Raw genomic sequence first — 16,086 nt, 5'->3', positions numbered from 1 at the left:
GGTTTTCTCAACCCCTCGTTTGTTCGCCGTCATTGCGAGCGAAGCGAAGCAATCCACAGTGCCGCATCGGGAAAGAACGCAATGACGGTGCCTTCAATTCACATTCAGCCGAAACGCATTCTCGACGATGCGCAGTCCCACCTCGCCGCCAAGCGACATCAGCGATTCCGGGTGAAACTGCACGCCGCCGACCGGCAAGGTCTTGTGTTCGATCGCCATCGCGACGCCGTCCTCGGTGGTCGCGGTGACCTCGAGAACATCGGGCACGCTGTCGCGCTCGACATAGAGCGAATGATAGCGGCCGATCACGATCTCATTCGGCAGGTTCCGCATCAGCCGTCCGCCGCGCACCTGGACCCGCGACGGCCGTCCATGCGCGGGCTGGGTGAGCTGACCGAGCTGGCCGCCAAAATACTCGCCGATCGCCTGCACACCGAGGCAGACACCGAAGATCGGCAGTTTTCGGTCCAGCGCCGTTCCAATGGTCTTCGATATCCCAAAATCCTCCGGGCGACCCGGGCCCGGCGACAATACCAGGAGATCCCAGCCCTTCCGCTTCAGCATCTCCTGTGCATGCACGTGCCGGACCACCGTTACGCTTGCGCCGACCTGCCGGAAATAATCCGCCAGCATATGAACAAAACTGTCGTCGTGGTCGATCAAAAGCACCTTGCGGCCCGAACCGGTCGCGTCGGGTGCAAAGGTCGACAGCGGCTTCGGCGCGTCGCCCCGCAGCGCCTGGAAAAGCGCGGCCGCCTTCACTTGGCACTCGCGGTCTTCGGCGGCCGGATCGGAATCGAACAGGCAGGTGGCGCCGACGCGCACTTCGGCCAGCCCATCCTTCATGCGGATGGTACGGATGGTCAGCCCGGTGTTGATGCTGCCGTCGAAATTCACCGCGCCGATGGCGCCGGCATACCAGCGCCGCGACGAACGCTCATTGTCCTCGACGAACTGCATGGCCCACAATTTCGGCGCACCGGTCACGGTGACCGCCCAGGCGTGCGTCAGGAAGGCATCCAGCGCATCAAAGCCCGGGCGCAGCATGCCTTCGACGTGGTCAACGGTGTGGAATAGCTTCGAATAGGTCTCGATCTGCCGCCGCGCCAGCACCTTGATCGTGCCGGGGATGCAGACGCGCGCCTTGTCGTTGCGGTCGACGTCGGTGCACATGTTGAGCTCGAACTCGTCCTTTTCCGAGTTCAGCAATTGCCTGATTTGCTCGGCATCGCCGATCGCATCGACGCCGCGCGCAATCGTGCCCGAAATCGGGCAGGTCTCGACCCGGCGGCCGTCGGAGCGCACGAACATTTCCGGCGAGGCCGACACCAAAAATTCGCCGTCCCCGAGATTCATCAGCGCGCCATAGGGCGACGGGTTGATGCGGCACAGCCGCTGGAACACTTCCGCCGGCGAACGCTCGCAGGGCTCGGCGAACAGTTGCCCGGGCACCGCCTCGAACAGGTCGCCGCGCGCGAACGCCGCACGCGCAACTTCCACGGTCGCCTGATATTCGCCGGGTGCGTGATCGGCGAATCCCTGGCGCGGCGTTTTGGCGTAAACGCTCTCGGCGGTGTCGCGCGGCAGGCCCTCGGTGGACCTCCCCTGCCAGGAGAAATCGTAGCTCAACACCACGCCACGGCCGGTGGCACGGTCGTAGGCCAAAAGGCGATCCGGCACGTAGAGCACGATATCGCGCTGATCAGCCTCGCGCGCACGCTTCTGCACGAGGTCCTCGATCTGGAACACAAGGTCGTAGGCGAAGGCGCCGAACAGGCCGAGCAGCGGATCGTCGTTTGCAGTGAAGGCGGCGACGAGATCGCGCACCAGCGACATCACGCTGGCACGGCGGGTGCGCTGGTCTTCCTCGACCGGCGCGGCGCCGCGGATGATGTGGCCGGCCAGCCGCGTGGAGCTCCGCTCCGAAATGACGACGCAGGGCTCGCGCAGCACATCGCCGAGGAAGGCGATCAGCACCTCGCCGCGCGCGTTCAGCGCGCTCAGAGAGAAGTTCGAGCCGGCCGTTTCCAGCACCAGCGGCGGATCGGCAAAGCCGAGGTCAAAGCTTTCGTAACGCCCCGGCACCGTGGTGCCGGAGGACAGCACCACGCCACGGCGGCGATCGAGCAGCTCGATCAGGTCGTCAAGGCGCTTGGCGTTGCCGGTGAACTGCTCGACGGCGCGCGAAATCGCCAGGCCGCCGCTGGTCCGGTATTCGCTGTGCTCCGGCAGGGAGAAGGCTGTCCTGTTCATGTGATCCTCTTACGAAACTTCGGGAGGGCGCGCCACACAGGACAAACGAAGGACCGTCGCACTGCGATGGCGACCTTCGACGATTGAAAAAATGAAATCGCACCGGCCACCTCTTTAGGAGGTGCGCCACCAGAGACGGCAGGAGGCAACAACAGTGCTCATGGGAACCTAATCACCATCCGGCGGAGGCGATGTCAAGGGAGGGATGGGCCGGGACGCCCGCCCCGAAGCCCAACTTTGGGTGGTTCGTGGTCAGAAGGATCGCCCAACAAACCGCGTCGTCCCTGCGAACGCAGGGACCCATAACCACAGGGAGCGGTCGTTGCGCGAAGTCGTCAGACAGCCTTGCTGAAATGAGAGGCCGCGGCGTACGGGTCCCTGCTTTCGCAGGGACGACAGTTGGGTTTGCGGCGCTACTCCAGATAACACCCGCTCTCGATCTCCTCGATCAGGCCCCGCGCGGCCGGCTGCCAGCCAAGTTCCTGCCGTACACGTCTCGCCCGCACCCGGCTGTTCGACGCCATCGTATCCTCGGCCGTACCCTCGCCCCATTCGCCGGCCGCCTCCTGCATCGACATCGCAGACGGCGGGCCGGCGAGGCCGAGCATGCGGTTGATGGCCACACAGGCTTCGCGCATCGAATTCTCGCCATTCTCGGCGAAATAGAACGCACCGGCCGGAGCTTTGTCGATCGCGAACATGTAGAGCGGCACGAGATCGTCGATATGCACGTTGGACCAGATGTTCTCGCCGGGGCCGGCATGCGTGGCATTGCCGCGCTTCTTGGCGAGCTTGATCAAGAGCGGTACCTGCACGCTGTCGCGCCCTGCCCCATGGCCGATGCCGTAGATCAGGCTCGGGCAGATGATGACAGGGCGGCAGCCCTTGTCGTGATAGCCGAGAATGAAATGGTTCAGCTCGACCCGTGCGGCGCGGGCGGGCGACGGCGTGATCGGCGTGTCTTCGTCGAAGATGTCGTCGGAGCGCTCGCCGCGGGAACGCTTGCCGACGATGCTCGACCCCGATGTGTGGATGAAGGCCTTGCCGCTTCCGGTGAGAGCATCGAGCAGTGCGACGACGGCGCCCTTGTGGTCGGCACTTGCGGCATTGACGACGACATCTGCCGCCTGCGCGGCGCGCGCGAGAACTTGCGCGTCATCCAGCGTGCCCATCACCGGCTCTATGCCGAACGCGCGAACGGCGTCTACCTTTTCGCCGGAGCGAACAAGGCCGGTGACCTGGTGACCGGCGGCCGCGAGATGCGCGGCAACCGATCCGCCGATATAGCCCGATGCGCCCGTGCAGAAGACTTTCATGTGTGGGCCCCCACCGTCATTGCGAGGACGAACGAGGCGTCTCGCGGCTCAACCCAAATGCTTCCTTAAAAATTCCGTCGCCCGGCCCCAGGCAAGCTCGGCGGCCTGGCGGTCATGCACGGCCATGCGCTGCTCGTTCACGAAGGCATGTTCGGCATCGTACCGGAACAGCTCGAGCGACTTGCCGGCGTCCTTCATCGCTTTTTCGAAGGCGTCGACCGCGGCCGGTGTGCACCAGTCGTCCTTGTTGGCGAAATGTGCCTGCAGTGGGATCTTCACGTCGGCAGGTTTGGCGGCCTGCTCCGGCGGGATGCCGTAGAATACCACGCCCGCCGCAAGCTCCGGAATTTTGGTGGCGCCGATGATGGTCACCGCGCCGCCGAGGCAGAAGCCGGTGAGCCCCACCTTGGCGCCGTTGCGTGCGAGATATTGCGCGGCGCCACGTACATTTTGGGTAGTGGCGTCCATGAAATCGAGCGAGGTCATCTGCGCGTTGGCTGCCTCCGTATCGTGATACGGCACCACGACGCCCTTGTAGAGATCGGGCGCCAGCGCATCGAAGCCGGCAACCGCAAAGCGGTCGCACAGGCCCTTGATGTTCTCCGACAGGCCCCACCATTCCTGCACCACCACCACGCCCGGCGCATTGCCGCGCGCGGCATTGGCGAGATAGCCGGCGGTTTCCTTGCCGTCCGGACGCTTGAAGGTGATGTGGGTGCCCATCGGTTCCTCCGCTGACTTCGGTTGCAGCCATTTTGGCCGCTGCAGGATCAGGACGCAATCGCCCGCCGGCGCATTGCTGGGCTCAACAAAAAAGCCCCCGAAGGGGCCTTTCCGAATTCATGACGCTTCAATGAAGCTCAGTGGGCGTTGGCCCAGACCTTCTTCTTGGTGAAGTACAGCAAGACGGTGAGCAGGATCAGGAACACGAACACCTGCAGGCCGAGCTGCTTGCGCGCCTCCATGTGCGGCTCCGCAGCCCACATCAGGAACGTGGTGACGTCCTTGGCGTATTGCGCAACTGTGGCCGGCGAGCCGTCGTCGTAGGTGACCTGACCGTCGTTCAACGGCTTCGGCATCTTGATGGCATGACCGGGGAAGTAGGTGTTGTAGTAGGAACCTTCCGGCAGATTGAAGCCAGCCGGCGGCTTGTCCTCATAGCCCTGCAACAGCGCCATGACGTAATCCGGGCCCTGCTCCTGATACTGGGTAAAGAAGTCGATCAGGAACATCGGGAAGCCACGGCCGTAGCTGCGCGCCTTGGTGATCAGCGACAGGTCCGGTGGATACGCGCCGCCATTGGCCGCGCGCGCCGCCTGCTCGTTGGGGAACGGCGACGGGAAATAATCGGCGGGCCGGCCCGGCCGCTCGAACATCTCGCCCTGGTCGTTCGGACCGTCCTTGACCTTGTATTCGGAGGCGAACGCCTGGGCCTGGGCCACCGAGTAACCGGGACCGCCGGTTTCGGCGAGATTGCGGAAGGCGACGAACGACAGGCCATGGCAGGAGGCGCAGACCTCCTTGTAGACCTTCAGACCGCGCTGCATGGCGCCGCGGTCGAACTTGCCGAACGGGCCCGAAAACGACCATTTCTGCGCCGGCGGCTTGGTGCTGCCTTCGGCGGCGCGAGCGCTCTCGGCACCGCCCAGGAGCAGACCGCCTGCCACCATCAGCGCAATGACGGTCGAGACCATCGGCGCAGCCTTGCCGCCCGACTTGGCCAGCACATCGTCCGCGATCGAATTCGGCACCGGACGGGGCTTCTCGATCCGCGACAGCAACGGCAGCAGGATCAGGAAATAGGCGAAGTAGAGGAAGGTCAGGATACGGCCGACGATGACGTAAATGCCCTCCGGCGGCTGGGCGCCGAGATAGCCGAGCCCGATGCAGACGACAACGAACATCCAGAAGAACTGCTTGGCCAGCGGGCGGTACTTCGACGAGCGCGTTTTGGCGCTGTCGAGCCAGGGCAGGAACGCCAGAATGATGATCGCACCGAACATCGCCACGACGCCGGCAAGCTTGTTCGGGATCGAGCGCAGGATGGCGTAGAACGGCAGATAGTACCATTCCGGCACGATGTGGGCGGGCGTTACCGCGGGATTGGCCGGAATGTAGTTCTCGGCGTCGCCGAGATAGTTCGGCATGTAGAAGATGAACCAGGCGTAGAACAGCAGGAAGCAGGAGACGCCAAACATGTCCTTCATGGTAGCGTAAGGCGTGAACGGCACCGTGTCCTTTTCGGTCTTCGCCTCGACGCCGGCCGGGTTGTTCTGGCCCGCCACATGCAGCGCCCAGATGTGCAGCACGACGACGCCGGCGATCACGAACGGCAGCAAATAGTGCAGCGAGAAGAAGCGGTTCAGCGTCGGATTGCCGACGGAATAGCCGCCCCACAGCAGCGTCACGATGCTCTCGCCGAAATAGGGCACGGCCGAGAACAGGTTGGTGATGACGGTAGCGCCCCAGAAGCTCATCTGCCCCCACGGCAGCACATAACCCATGAAGCCCGTCGCCATCATCAGGAGGTAGATGATGACGCCGAGGATCCAGAGCACTTCACGCGGCTCCTTGTACGACCCATAATAGAGGCCGCGGAACATGTGGATGTAGACGGCGAAGAAGAACATCGAGGCGCCGCTGGCGTGGATATTGCGCAGCAGCCAGCCGTAATTGACGTCGCGGACGATCAGTTCGACCGACTTGAAGGCCATATCGGCATGCGGCGTGTAGTGCATCGCCAGGATCACGCCGGTCAGGATCTGCACACCAAGCATGAACGAAAGGATGGCGCCGAACGTCCACCAGTAGTTCAGGTTACGCGGCGTCGGATACGCCACGAACGACGAATGCATGAGTCCCATGATCGGGAGGCGCCGTTCGATCCACTTCAAGGCGGGATTGGTCGGCTGGAAATCGGATGGTCCGCTCATTGATGCGATCCTGAGGAAGTAAAACGACGCAACGGCTTAAGGGAGGTCTCGGACTGGCGTCCTAGCCCTTAGCCGATCTGGATTTTGGTATCGGAAACGAAGGTGTAGGGCGGCACGGCCAGGTTGGTCGGCGCGGGTCCCTGCCGAATCCGGCCCGACGTGTCGTACACCGAACCGTGGCACGGACAGAAGAAGCCGTCGTACTGGCCCTCATGGGCGATCGGGATGCATCCGAGGTGAGTGCAGATGCCGACCACGACCAGCCACTGGTCATGGCCCGGCTTGATCCGCGCCTCGTCGCTCTGCGGATCGGGCAGGCTCGACACCGACACCGCGCGGGCCTCTTCGATCTGCTTCTTGGTCCGGTGGCTGATGTAGATCGGCTTGCCGCGCCAGAACACCTTGATGTCCTGCCCTTCGGCGATCGGGGTCAGGTCGACCTCGATCGGCGCACCGGCCGCGACCGTGGAGGCATCCGGATTCATCTGCGAAACCAGCGGCCACACCGTGGCAGCCGCGCCTACGGCAGCGACGGCTCCCGTTGCAACATAAAGGAAATCACGGCGTGTCGGATGGTCCGCCGAAGACGCTGTCGTCACGATCTCAAGCCCTTTCTTGTCTGCAGCCAGCGGAACCGCCCCGGACACACGAAAGCGCGCCCTGAGAGAGGCTGCCGGCGCCCGCGGCCCCCGCGGCGGCAGAAAAACCGCTTTTCCTCCCCCATTCCGGCGGAACAAGCAGTCCAGAATCGTTCTATTGGCACCCTTGCCGTGAGAGCGCAAGCCCGCTATCGGCTCGCAAGCGTGCAATGCACTAAATCCGCGCCCGGCCGTGATTTATTCGAAACATTTCATTCGCGCCAGCAAAGCCTGACCCAATGCAGATTGCGCTTTTCCAGCCCGATATCCCCCAGAACACCGGCACGATTCTGCGCCTGTGTGCCTGCCTGGGCGTGGCCGCCCATATCATTGAGCCGGCGGGATTCCCGACCTCCGACCGGCATTTCCGCCGCGCGGGAATGGACTATCTAGATCATGTGGCCATTACCCGTCACGACTCGTGGTCAAAATTCGAGCAATGGCGTAACGAAGCTGGTTCCCGGCTGGTGCTGTTTACGACCAAAGCGGTCGGTTCCTATCTGGATTTTCGCTATCGAAGTGACGACGTCCTGTTGTTCGGGCGGGAATCCGCAGGAGTTACCGACGAGGTCGTCTCCGCGGCCGACGCTCGGGTGACGATCCCGATAAGGCCGGGCTTGCGTTCGCTCAATGTGGCGATGGCGGCCGCCATGGCACTAGGCGAGGCGATGCGTCAGACGGGGCATCCGATTGCAGGCGAGATCGGGTCCAAGGAGAAGGTGTGAGCTACGCGGTCAAGGAAATATTTCTGACGTTGCAGGGCGAAGGCGCGCACGCCGGCCGCGCGGCAGTGTTTTGCCGTTTTTCCGGCTGCAACCTCTGGAGCGGCCGCGAACAGGACCGCGCGAGCGCCACCTGCCAGTTCTGCGATACCGACTTTGTTGGCATCGACGGCACGCTCGGCGGCCGCTATGCCACGGCGGACGAACTCGCCGACACCATCGCCGGGCAATGGACCGGCGAGAATACCAACCGCTACGTGGTCCTGACCGGCGGCGAGCCTCTGCTGCAGGTCGATTCCCCCTTTATCGATGCGCTGCATGCGCGCGGCTTCGCCATTGGCATCGAGACCAACGGCACGATCGAACCGCCCGAAGGGATGGACTGGGTCTGCGTCAGTCCGAAAGCCGGCGCCGATCTCGTGGTGCGCCGCGGCCACGAATTGAAGCTGGTCTATCCGCAGGCGGGCGCGGCGCCGGAAGATTTTGCGAGGCTCGATTTCGAGCGCTTTTCGCTGCAGCCGATGGATGGACCCGACGTGCTCGAAAACACGGCGCGTGCGGTCGACTACTGCCTGCGCCATCCGCAATGGCGGCTCAGCCTGCAGACGCACAAGACACTTGGCATCAGATAACTTGGCATCAGATAGGATTTAGTTTTTCAAGATGTGGGAACTGACGAAATCGTTTCGCTTCGAAGCTGCGCATTCCCTGAAGGGAACGACCTTCGGCGCGGCCAGCGAGGAAATTCACGGCCACTCGTTTCGCGCCGAAGTGAGCGTGCGCGGCACGCCCGACCCGGAAACCGGCATGGTGCTTGATCTCGGCCTGCTGGAGCGCAGCATGGAAGAGGTTCGGAAAGCACTCGACCACAAGCTCCTCAACAAGGTCGAGGCGCTGGGGACGCCGACGCTGGAAAACATTTCGCGCTACATCTTCGAGCGGGTCCAGCACGCAGGCCAAATCACCCGCGTCAGCGTTCATCGCGACAGTTGCAACGAAAGCTGTACGTATTTCGGGCCGCAGGGATAGTGATGCATCTCCGCGTCATTGCGAGGAGCGAAGCGACGAAGCAATCCATTCTTTTTTGTGGCACGATGGATTGCTTCGCTCCGCTCGCAATGACGGCGGAGGGTTAGGGAATTCCCAATGGACATGTCCGTCATCGAGGACCGCAAAACGAGGGCGAGAGCCTGGTTCGAAGCGCTGCGCAACGAGATCTGCGCGGCCTTCGAAAAGCTGGAAGACGACGCTCCGCCTGCCCTCTATCCCGGCGAGGCCGGTCGCTTCGTGCGCACGCCCTGGGATCGCACCGACCACACCGGCAAGCCCGGCGGCGGGGGGGTGATGTCGATAATGCGTGGGCGGCTGTTCGAAAAGGTCGGCGTGCACTGCTCGACCGTGCATGGCGAGTTCGCGCCGGAATTCCGCGCGCAGATACCGGGCGCGGCCGACGATCCCAGGTTCTGGGCGTCGGGCATTTCGCTGATCGCGCACATGCGTAACCCGCATGTGCCGGCGGTGCACATGAACACCCGCTTTGTGGTCACCACCAAGGCCTGGTTCGGCGGCGGGGCGGATCTGACGCCGGTGCTCGACCGCCGGCGCACCCAGGATGACCCCGACGCGCTCGCTTTCCATCGGGCGATGAAAGAGGCCTGCGGGAGATCGAACGGCGTTGCCGATTACGACAAGTACAAAAAATGGTGCGACGAATATTTCTATCTGCCGCACCGCAAGGAAGCGCGCGGCATCGGCGGCATCTTCTACGACTGGCACGATTCAGGTGACTGGGACGCCGACCTCGCCTTTACCCAGGAGGTCGGCCGCGCCTTCGTGAGAATCTATCCTGAACTGGTCCGCCGCAATTTCGCCCTTCCCTGGAATGCCGCCGATCGCGAGGAACAGTTGATCCGGCGCGGACGCTACGTCGAGTTCAACCTGCTCTACGATCGCGGCACGATCTTTGGGCTAAAGACTGGCGGCAATGTGGATTCCATCCTCTCGTCGATGCCGCCGGAGGTAAAGTGGCCATGATCGCATGATCGGGTTGTCATGACTGATCGCTATGGTGCGATTCGTGTCATGTAATCCGAGGAGTAGATCATGGATTTGAAGCCAGGCGACGTCGTCATTCTGAAGTCCGGCGGCCATCCTCTCAGTGTGGTGGAGGTCAAGGACGGCAACGTTGCGTGCGTATGGATGGGCAATGAAGGCGATCTGTTCCGCGAGACGCTGCCGCTTGCCGTCCTGGAGCTCGCCGAAGCCGACACGTCAGAGGACGACGAAGACGAAGAAGACGACGAAGACGAGGATGAAGAGGAAGCCGAGGACGAGGAAGAGGACGACCGCGCCAACAAGGTTGCGTGAGGCACTCTTTGACGCCGCCGGGCTTCCATGGTCCGGCGGCGTGGTTTCCCGGGATTGGACCCGGTGCGGGTGATCTGATATTCGCGGCAAGTCCGCCGCGGCTTCCCGCGGCCGACGAAGCTTGAAGTGAGATGGCCGCGAAACAAATGACCGACCTGCCCCGCGCGATGCTGATCGATATGGACGACACCATCCTGTCGGCCTATGGACGTCCGGAGATCGCCTGGCACAATGTCACGTCCGAGTTCGCCGCCGAGTTCGGCCCCCTGACCTCGCAGCAGGTCGCCGCCGCCGTTCTGGACTCCGCGCGCAAATTCTGGGCTGTTGCCGAAGCCGAATGGCGGCTGAGGCTCGATGAAGCGCGGCGCGTCACCGTCAGGAACGGATTTGCCGCGCTTGCCGAAGACGGTCACGTCCTGCCTGAAGACCTCGCGACACGGTTGGCCGACCGCTTTACCGCCTACCGTGAAGAGGAAATGTTCGTCTTCCCCGGCGCGCATGACGCCATCGACGAATTGAAGGCACGCGGCGTGAAGCTGGCGCTGGTCACGAACGGCGCTGCGGGTGCCCAGCGCGCCAAGGTCGAACGCTTCGCGCTGTCGCACCGTTTCGATCACATCCAGATCGAGGGCGAGCACGGTTTCGGCAAACCGGACGAGCGCGCCTATCTGCACGCGATGCAGGCGCTCGGCGTCACCGCGCCCGAGACCTGGATGATCGGCGACAATCTGGAATGGGAGGTGGTGGCGCCGCAGCGGCTCGGTATCTATGCCATCTGGATCGACGTGCATGGCGACGGCCTGCCGCCGGATTCCACCGTGAAGCCCGACCGCATCATCCGCTCGCTGACGGAACTGCTGCCCCGCCAGGGCTGACGGCCCAAGAGCTGACGGCGCCCCTGAAGTCCCTGCCGCTCCCCGCCCATCACACGGTCACGTGTAGTGTGAGTTGTCTCACAGTGCCGAGGCCGACAATCCCAGATTGTGTCGAGATTGGTTCAAGGTTGAAGTCCAAGGGTTGGGGAGTTCACCGATGCCGAACGACGACACGCATGACATCGCACCGAAAGCCGCCCCGCTCAGGTGGCTCTGGAAGTTCAATCACGGGCTCGACATCGTCAAAGGCCTGTCGCTGTTCACGGTGCTGAGCAGCCTCGTGGTCGGCTACTTCCAATATCTCAATGCCTATCAGGAGAAGGTGAGCAGCCAGGCCAAGGAAGACATGAACTCGGCCGCCGCAACTTTCACGGAGATTTCACACGCATTCTCCAAAATGCAGGGGTTGCAGCAAACCCTTTACACCGATTTCGTGCGCGCCGTCGGCGAGAAATCCGATACCAGCGACAAGGCGCTGGCCAACAGGAACACGCAGGCGATTTCGGAACGTTATGAGAAAGCGCGGAACGAACTCCGTGAAAACATCGACCTCCTCACGCGAAAGGCCGAAATCTACATCGACTGGGCCAGCAATACATATCGCGATCCGGCCGAGAAGCGTAACGTCAACGACGATCCACTGTCACGACGGGTGCTGCGCGACTATGCCTTCGATTGTTCCGACAAGTTCAATTTTCCGGCCTTCGGAAACGTGCATGCGCCGGATGACGACACGCCACCCAAGGAAGTCGCCGACGACAGATATTGCGCGATGGCCGAAAAACGCGGCGTTGACGAAACGACCAAACCGAAAGACGCGTTCATCCGAATCTGCGCCGGCCCTCACGACAGGGCAGCAAAGCGAATCTACTGGTACAGCGCCAAACACCATGTCCTGACGATGCATTACTGCTTTGAGGCCGCGCACAACAAGCTGGCGGCAGCGCGGCAATGGGCCGCCGGGAGCGTCGGCGACGCCGCGAAGGAAAGCGAAATTCTCCAGGGAGAAAAGGAGATCAACGCCGAACTGGACGATCTGGCTGGCCGGATCAATGCGTTCAGCAGTCTGGCGCTGTATCAGTTGGAGCAAATTCGGGTGAAATATCGCCCGGCCGGCCTTTGGTGCAACGTGCCGTTTGTCTGGAACATATCAAGCTTGAACTGCTTCCCGATCCGCACGGCGTCGCTCACGCATTAACACCGATCACTGCCGCAGCGCCGCGGTGATCATGACGAGGCCGCCGACAATCACGGCGGCGTCGAGGATCGCAGTATGGATATGCACCGGCATGCGTTCAACGAAGGCCTTGGCAAGGAACGCGCCGGGAATTGCGATCGCACCGATCAGGAGCGCGAAGGCAAGCACCTGCGCGGTGACGACGCCGGCAAGGCCGAACACCAAAATCTTGATGAGACCGGTCACGACCGAGATCACCGCGTCGGTAGCGATCACGGCAGCTCCCTCGAGGCCGGACGCCATCAGCAGCGACAGCAGGATCACCCCGGAACCCGATGTGCCGCCGACCACCACGCCATAACCCACCGCGCTCACGCCAAGGCCGGTATCACCGATCTTGATATCGCGGTGCTTGGCCAGCCGGCGTAGCGGCACGCTTAGGATCAGCATGCCGCCGATCACGAACGCCGCGCCGGCGCTGGTCAGCAGCGTATAGCCATAGGCGCCGAGCGCCGTCGTCAGCATGGCGGCGCCGATCACGATCAGGGCGCGACGCCGGTCGGCGTAGCGAAAATACGCCACGAAGCGGCTGATATTGGTGAAGATCGCCGAGATCGCGATGATCGGCACCACGGGCTCGGCGCCGACCAGCGGCACCAGCACCAGCGGCATCAAGGCGCCGGTACCATAGCCGGCAAGCCCGCCGACCACGGAGGCCAATAGCGCCATGCCTCCAACCAGCACGAGTTGACCGAGCGAAATATCGGCAAACCCGGCCAGAATATTCACAGCCGGTGATCGCGGGCGAAACGGGCGGCGGCCTGGTCGGCGATCGCGGCAAGGGTGGATGGTTCAAGCGGAAAATCCGCGGCCAACCAGGCGTCTTCCGCAAGCGCCAGCACGTGACCGAGACCGGGACCTTCGGCAATGCCGCGGGAGATGAAATCGGCCGCCTTCAGCGGAAATTTCGGCGCGCTCCAGCGCTGCGGCAACGTTGCGAGCTCGTGCCAGCGGGCGACGCCATCGCCGACGCCGCCGGCCCGCGCCCACGCCAGCATCAGCCGGTCGCGGTACGGATCCTCGCCAAGCCGATAGAGAAGCTGCCGCGCCCGTGCGTCGTCCTTGCTCGCGAGCCGCCACCAGCGATGGCCCATCGAATCCAGCGCTTTGGTTTCCGCGTTGGAAAGCCGAAGCCGTGCCGAGACGCGCCTGGCGTCCTCGGTGACGGCGACTGTGAGCGCGGCGAGCCGGCGCACGGCGCTCGGCGGCAGGCCCAGCGCCCGTTCGGCCGCAATCATCGCCGCGAACGTCCCCGTGTAGGTGACGCCGCCGAGGATCAGCAGCAGCAGGCCGGCATCCGCCATCGCCTGCACCGCAACCGCGGCGCCTTCCGCGATCAACAGCTTCAACATCTCCATGCGCACGCGTTCGGCGGAAAGGCTCGAAAGCCCGGCACGCCCGTCGATGCAGGCGAGATACCCGGCACGGTCGGGCTCGCCCGCCCCGTAGGCGGCATGCATGCGGAAGAAGCGCAGGATGCGCAAATAATCCTCAGCGATGCGCTGGCCGGCGTCGCCGATGAAACGCACGCGTTTGGCCTGGATATCGGCAAGCCCGCCGACGTGGTCGTGCACGACGCCCTCGGCATCGACCGAAAGCCCGTTGATGGTGAAATCGCGCCGTTCCGCATCGCGAACCCAGTCCCGCCCGAACGCAACCCTCGCCTTGCGGCCAAAGGTCTCGGTGTCCTCACGCAAGGTCGTGACCTCGAATGGGTGGGATTCGACGACCAGCGTGACCGTGCCATGGTCGATGCCGGTCGGCACGCATTTGATGCCGGCCGCCTTGGCGCGGCGGACGACCTCGTCGGGCAACGCCGTCGTCGCGATATCGATGTCGCCGAGAGGAATTTTCAGAAGCGCATTGCGCACGGCGCCGCCGATCACGCGGGCTTCCTCGCCATCGCCATTGAGCAACGCGAGCACGCGCGCGGCCGGACCGGATCTGAGCCAGGGCGCGTCCGACAGCACGCGTGCCTCGCTCATTTCTCCCCCCCGTGAACCAGCTTGCCGTCTTCCAGATGCGCCGGAACATAGGTCGAATTCGGCGGCGCGCCGGAGAACTGCGCCAGCAGGACGAAGCTGATCGCGACCAGCAGCAGCGATCCCAGCGCCAGTTTGGCGACAAGATGTGCCGGCCAGGAGGAGGACGCAAAGACGCCGGAACGGGTGGCAATCAGAAACAACGCGTAGGCCACGAACGGGATCAGGAATATTGCGATTTCGGTCAGAATCGGACGGATCATGCGAGATAAATCCGCTCATATAGCACGCGCAGGATTCCCGCGGTCGCACCCCATATGTAACGCTCGGCGAACGGCATGGCGTAATAGGAGCGCTCCATGCCGCGGAATTCCTTGGAATGGATTTGATGGTTCTCGGGATTCATCAGGAACGCCAGCGGCACCTCGAAGGCGTCGACCACCTCGCCTTCGTTGATCGTCAGCTCAAAGCCGGGCTTCACACGCGCGACCGTCGGCAGGATGCGAAACCCGAAGGCGGTTCCATAAAGATCGAGATAGCCGATCGGCTCGATGAACTCGCGCTTGAGGCCGACTTCCTCCTCCGCCTCGCGCAGGGCGGCATCGAGCGGGGAAGCGTCGATTGCGTCAATCTTGCCGCCCGGAAAGGAAATCTGGCCGGCGTGGCTGGAAAGATGCGGCGAGCGCTGCGTCAGCAACACCGTCGGCTCGCTGTGATCGACCACCGGGATCAGCACCGCCGCCGGGCGCACCGGCTGCTCGCGCGCCACGATCTCGAGCATGCGATCATTGCCCGCATCACCTGTCTTCGGAATGACATTGGGATCGACCAGGCCGGGCGGCACGTCGAAGTTCAGCCGGGTCTTGCTTCGCGCGAAGAATTCCGTCGAGCTGATCGGAGCCGCCTCCATCTTCGTCAGCATCGGCTCGTTCAAACCGCATCCCTCACCTGCTTCGCGTCCGCCATGGCAAAGAACTCGCCGCCGGACTCGATGCCGAACATCGGCTGATCATCGACCATCCGCTCCTCCCCCATGTCAACCAGATCGTAATAGAGCGCGCGCGTCACCTTCGCCCATAGATCGGCGCGGACGTGCAGATAGGGCGTCAGCCCGCCGTCGGCGGCCATCTCGAAGCGCAGGCGATGGGCGGAATCGCATGGCACCCAGTCGTCAACGTTGGTGCGGAAGCGCAACAGCCGGCCGCGATCGCCGGCCTCGTTTTGCATCTCCACTGCCAGGAACGGCGCATCATCGACGCGGATGCCGACCTTCTCGACCGGGGTAACGAGAAAGTGCTTGCCGTCCTCGCGCTTGAGAATGGTCGAAAACAGGCGCACCAGCGCCGGCCGCCCGATTGGCGTCCCCATGTAGAACCACGTCCCATCGCCGGCGATTCGCATGTCGAGATCGCCGCAGAACGGTGGATTCCACAGATGGACCGGAGGCAGTCCCTTCCCGGCCGAGGTGCGATTGACGGCTTCGGTGGCAGCAACCGTCAGCCCTTCAAGACGTTTGCTGTCGTGGCCCTTGCCTTCGTGCCGCTGGCCGCTGGTTTGCCCTTGCTTCGCCATTGTTTGCCCTGAGTCTCGGCGCCTCGATTGGCACGATTGGTGCACATATACCGAGATATGTGTTCCCGACGATTTGTGTCCGTACTATTGCGGATCAAGTCGCCATATCGTGATGCCGTTCATACCCCTAAATACCGATAATGTGGGGATAGTTTAATTCAACGAATGCATGGCCTTTGCACAGGTTTAGC

17 protein-coding genes are annotated in these 16,086 nt (G+C 63.2%); 7 read left to right on the top strand and 10 right to left on the bottom strand.

Annotated elements, in window-relative coordinates; all coding sequences use genetic code 11:
* Nucleotides 1-93: 93 nt before the first annotated feature.
* The 5 genes from LMTR3_RS15180 to petA all read right to left on the bottom strand — a co-directional run bounded on the left by LMTR3_RS15180 (nucleotide 94) and on the right by petA (nucleotide 7,101).
* Complete coding sequence (locus LMTR3_RS15180) at nucleotides 94-2,253, bottom strand: anthranilate synthase component I (protein WP_065745894.1); 2,160 nt, start codon at nucleotides 2,251-2,253, stop codon at nucleotides 94-96.
* A 413-nt stretch (nucleotides 2,254-2,666) separates the two neighbouring features.
* Nucleotides 2,667-3,569 carry an NAD-dependent epimerase/dehydratase family protein gene (locus tag LMTR3_RS15175; protein ID WP_065745893.1) on the bottom strand — a complete coding sequence of 301 codons (903 nt, stop codon included), beginning with the start codon at nucleotides 3,567-3,569 and terminating at the stop codon, nucleotides 2,667-2,669.
* 48 nt (nucleotides 3,570-3,617) lie between these two features.
* Nucleotides 3,618-4,292 carry a dienelactone hydrolase family protein gene (locus LMTR3_RS15170; RefSeq protein WP_065745892.1) on the bottom strand — a complete coding sequence of 225 codons (675 nt, stop codon included), beginning with the start codon at nucleotides 4,290-4,292 and terminating at the stop codon, nucleotides 3,618-3,620.
* Nucleotides 4,293-4,429: 137 nt separating this feature from the next.
* Nucleotides 4,430-6,502, bottom strand: coding sequence for a cytochrome c1 (locus tag LMTR3_RS15165; RefSeq protein WP_065745891.1), 2,073 nt, complete (start codon nucleotides 6,500-6,502; stop codon nucleotides 4,430-4,432).
* Nucleotides 6,503-6,570: 68 nt separating this feature from the next.
* The gene (petA, locus tag LMTR3_RS15160) at nucleotides 6,571-7,101 is read right to left on the bottom strand and encodes a ubiquinol-cytochrome c reductase iron-sulfur subunit (protein ID WP_065745928.1); all 531 of its coding nucleotides are present in this window, start codon (nucleotides 7,099-7,101) and stop codon (nucleotides 6,571-6,573) included.
* A gap of 278 nt (nucleotides 7,102-7,379) precedes the next feature.
* On the opposite strand from petA, the gene LMTR3_RS15155 reads away from it, so the two are divergent.
* From LMTR3_RS15155 to LMTR3_RS15125, 7 genes are all read left to right on the top strand, one after another.
* Nucleotides 7,380-7,865 (top strand): tRNA (cytidine(34)-2'-O)-methyltransferase, encoded by a 486-nt coding sequence (locus LMTR3_RS15155; protein ID WP_065745890.1) that lies wholly within the window; start codon nucleotides 7,380-7,382, stop codon nucleotides 7,863-7,865.
* The gene (gene queE / locus LMTR3_RS15150; RefSeq protein WP_065745889.1) at nucleotides 7,862-8,494 is read left to right on the top strand and encodes a 7-carboxy-7-deazaguanine synthase; all 633 of its coding nucleotides are present in this window, start codon (nucleotides 7,862-7,864) and stop codon (nucleotides 8,492-8,494) included. The genes LMTR3_RS15155 and queE overlap by 4 nt, the downstream gene beginning before the upstream one ends.
* A gap of 31 nt (nucleotides 8,495-8,525) precedes the next feature.
* Nucleotides 8,526-8,891 carry a 6-pyruvoyl trahydropterin synthase family protein gene (locus tag LMTR3_RS15145; RefSeq protein WP_057841744.1) on the top strand — a complete coding sequence of 122 codons (366 nt, stop codon included), beginning with the start codon at nucleotides 8,526-8,528 and terminating at the stop codon, nucleotides 8,889-8,891.
* Between the two features lie 117 nt (nucleotides 8,892-9,008).
* The gene (gene hemF, locus LMTR3_RS15140; RefSeq protein WP_065745888.1) at nucleotides 9,009-9,896 is read left to right on the top strand and encodes an oxygen-dependent coproporphyrinogen oxidase; all 888 of its coding nucleotides are present in this window, start codon (nucleotides 9,009-9,011) and stop codon (nucleotides 9,894-9,896) included.
* Between the two features lie 69 nt (nucleotides 9,897-9,965).
* Nucleotides 9,966-10,229 carry a YodC family protein gene (locus LMTR3_RS15135; protein ID WP_065745887.1) on the top strand — a complete coding sequence of 88 codons (264 nt, stop codon included), beginning with the start codon at nucleotides 9,966-9,968 and terminating at the stop codon, nucleotides 10,227-10,229.
* Between the two features lie 146 nt (nucleotides 10,230-10,375).
* On the top strand, nucleotides 10,376-11,104 hold the full coding sequence (locus LMTR3_RS15130; RefSeq protein WP_245319892.1) for an HAD family hydrolase: 729 nt from the start codon (nucleotides 10,376-10,378) through the stop codon (nucleotides 11,102-11,104).
* A 157-nt stretch (nucleotides 11,105-11,261) separates the two neighbouring features.
* Nucleotides 11,262-12,302 carry a hypothetical protein gene (locus tag LMTR3_RS15125; protein WP_065745885.1) on the top strand — a complete coding sequence of 347 codons (1,041 nt, stop codon included), beginning with the start codon at nucleotides 11,262-11,264 and terminating at the stop codon, nucleotides 12,300-12,302.
* A 6-nt stretch (nucleotides 12,303-12,308) separates the two neighbouring features.
* Here the strand turns inward: LMTR3_RS15125 and LMTR3_RS15120 are convergent, their stop codons facing one another.
* The 5 genes from LMTR3_RS15120 to LMTR3_RS15100 are packed head-to-tail and all read right to left on the bottom strand — an operon-like array spanning nucleotide 12,309 to nucleotide 15,895.
* Nucleotides 12,309-13,070 (bottom strand): sulfite exporter TauE/SafE family protein, encoded by a 762-nt coding sequence (locus tag LMTR3_RS15120; protein ID WP_065745884.1) that lies wholly within the window; start codon nucleotides 13,068-13,070, stop codon nucleotides 12,309-12,311.
* Nucleotides 13,067-14,326 (bottom strand): CCA tRNA nucleotidyltransferase, encoded by a 1,260-nt coding sequence (locus tag LMTR3_RS15115; RefSeq protein WP_065745883.1) that lies wholly within the window; start codon nucleotides 14,324-14,326, stop codon nucleotides 13,067-13,069. Before LMTR3_RS15115 ends, LMTR3_RS15120 begins: the two co-directional genes overlap by 4 nt.
* On the bottom strand, nucleotides 14,323-14,586 hold the full coding sequence (locus LMTR3_RS15110; protein WP_065745882.1) for a DUF6111 family protein: 264 nt from the start codon (nucleotides 14,584-14,586) through the stop codon (nucleotides 14,323-14,325). The genes LMTR3_RS15115 and LMTR3_RS15110 overlap by 4 nt, the downstream gene beginning before the upstream one ends.
* On the bottom strand, nucleotides 14,583-15,245 hold the full coding sequence (locus tag LMTR3_RS15105; RefSeq protein ID WP_502686636.1) for a CoA pyrophosphatase: 663 nt from the start codon (nucleotides 15,243-15,245) through the stop codon (nucleotides 14,583-14,585). Before LMTR3_RS15105 ends, LMTR3_RS15110 begins: the two co-directional genes overlap by 4 nt.
* Nucleotides 15,246-15,253: 8 nt before the next feature.
* Nucleotides 15,254-15,895 carry a DUF1285 domain-containing protein gene (locus tag LMTR3_RS15100; protein WP_065745880.1) on the bottom strand — a complete coding sequence of 214 codons (642 nt, stop codon included), beginning with the start codon at nucleotides 15,893-15,895 and terminating at the stop codon, nucleotides 15,254-15,256.
* Nucleotides 15,896-16,086 lie beyond the last annotated feature (191 nt).

This window comes from Bradyrhizobium sp. LMTR 3 (assembly GCF_001693485.1).
Taxonomy (GTDB): domain Bacteria; phylum Pseudomonadota; class Alphaproteobacteria; order Rhizobiales; family Xanthobacteraceae; genus Bradyrhizobium.
Note: the sequence above shows the minus strand (reverse complement) of the source record. Positions and strands in the feature narration are given on the sequence as shown.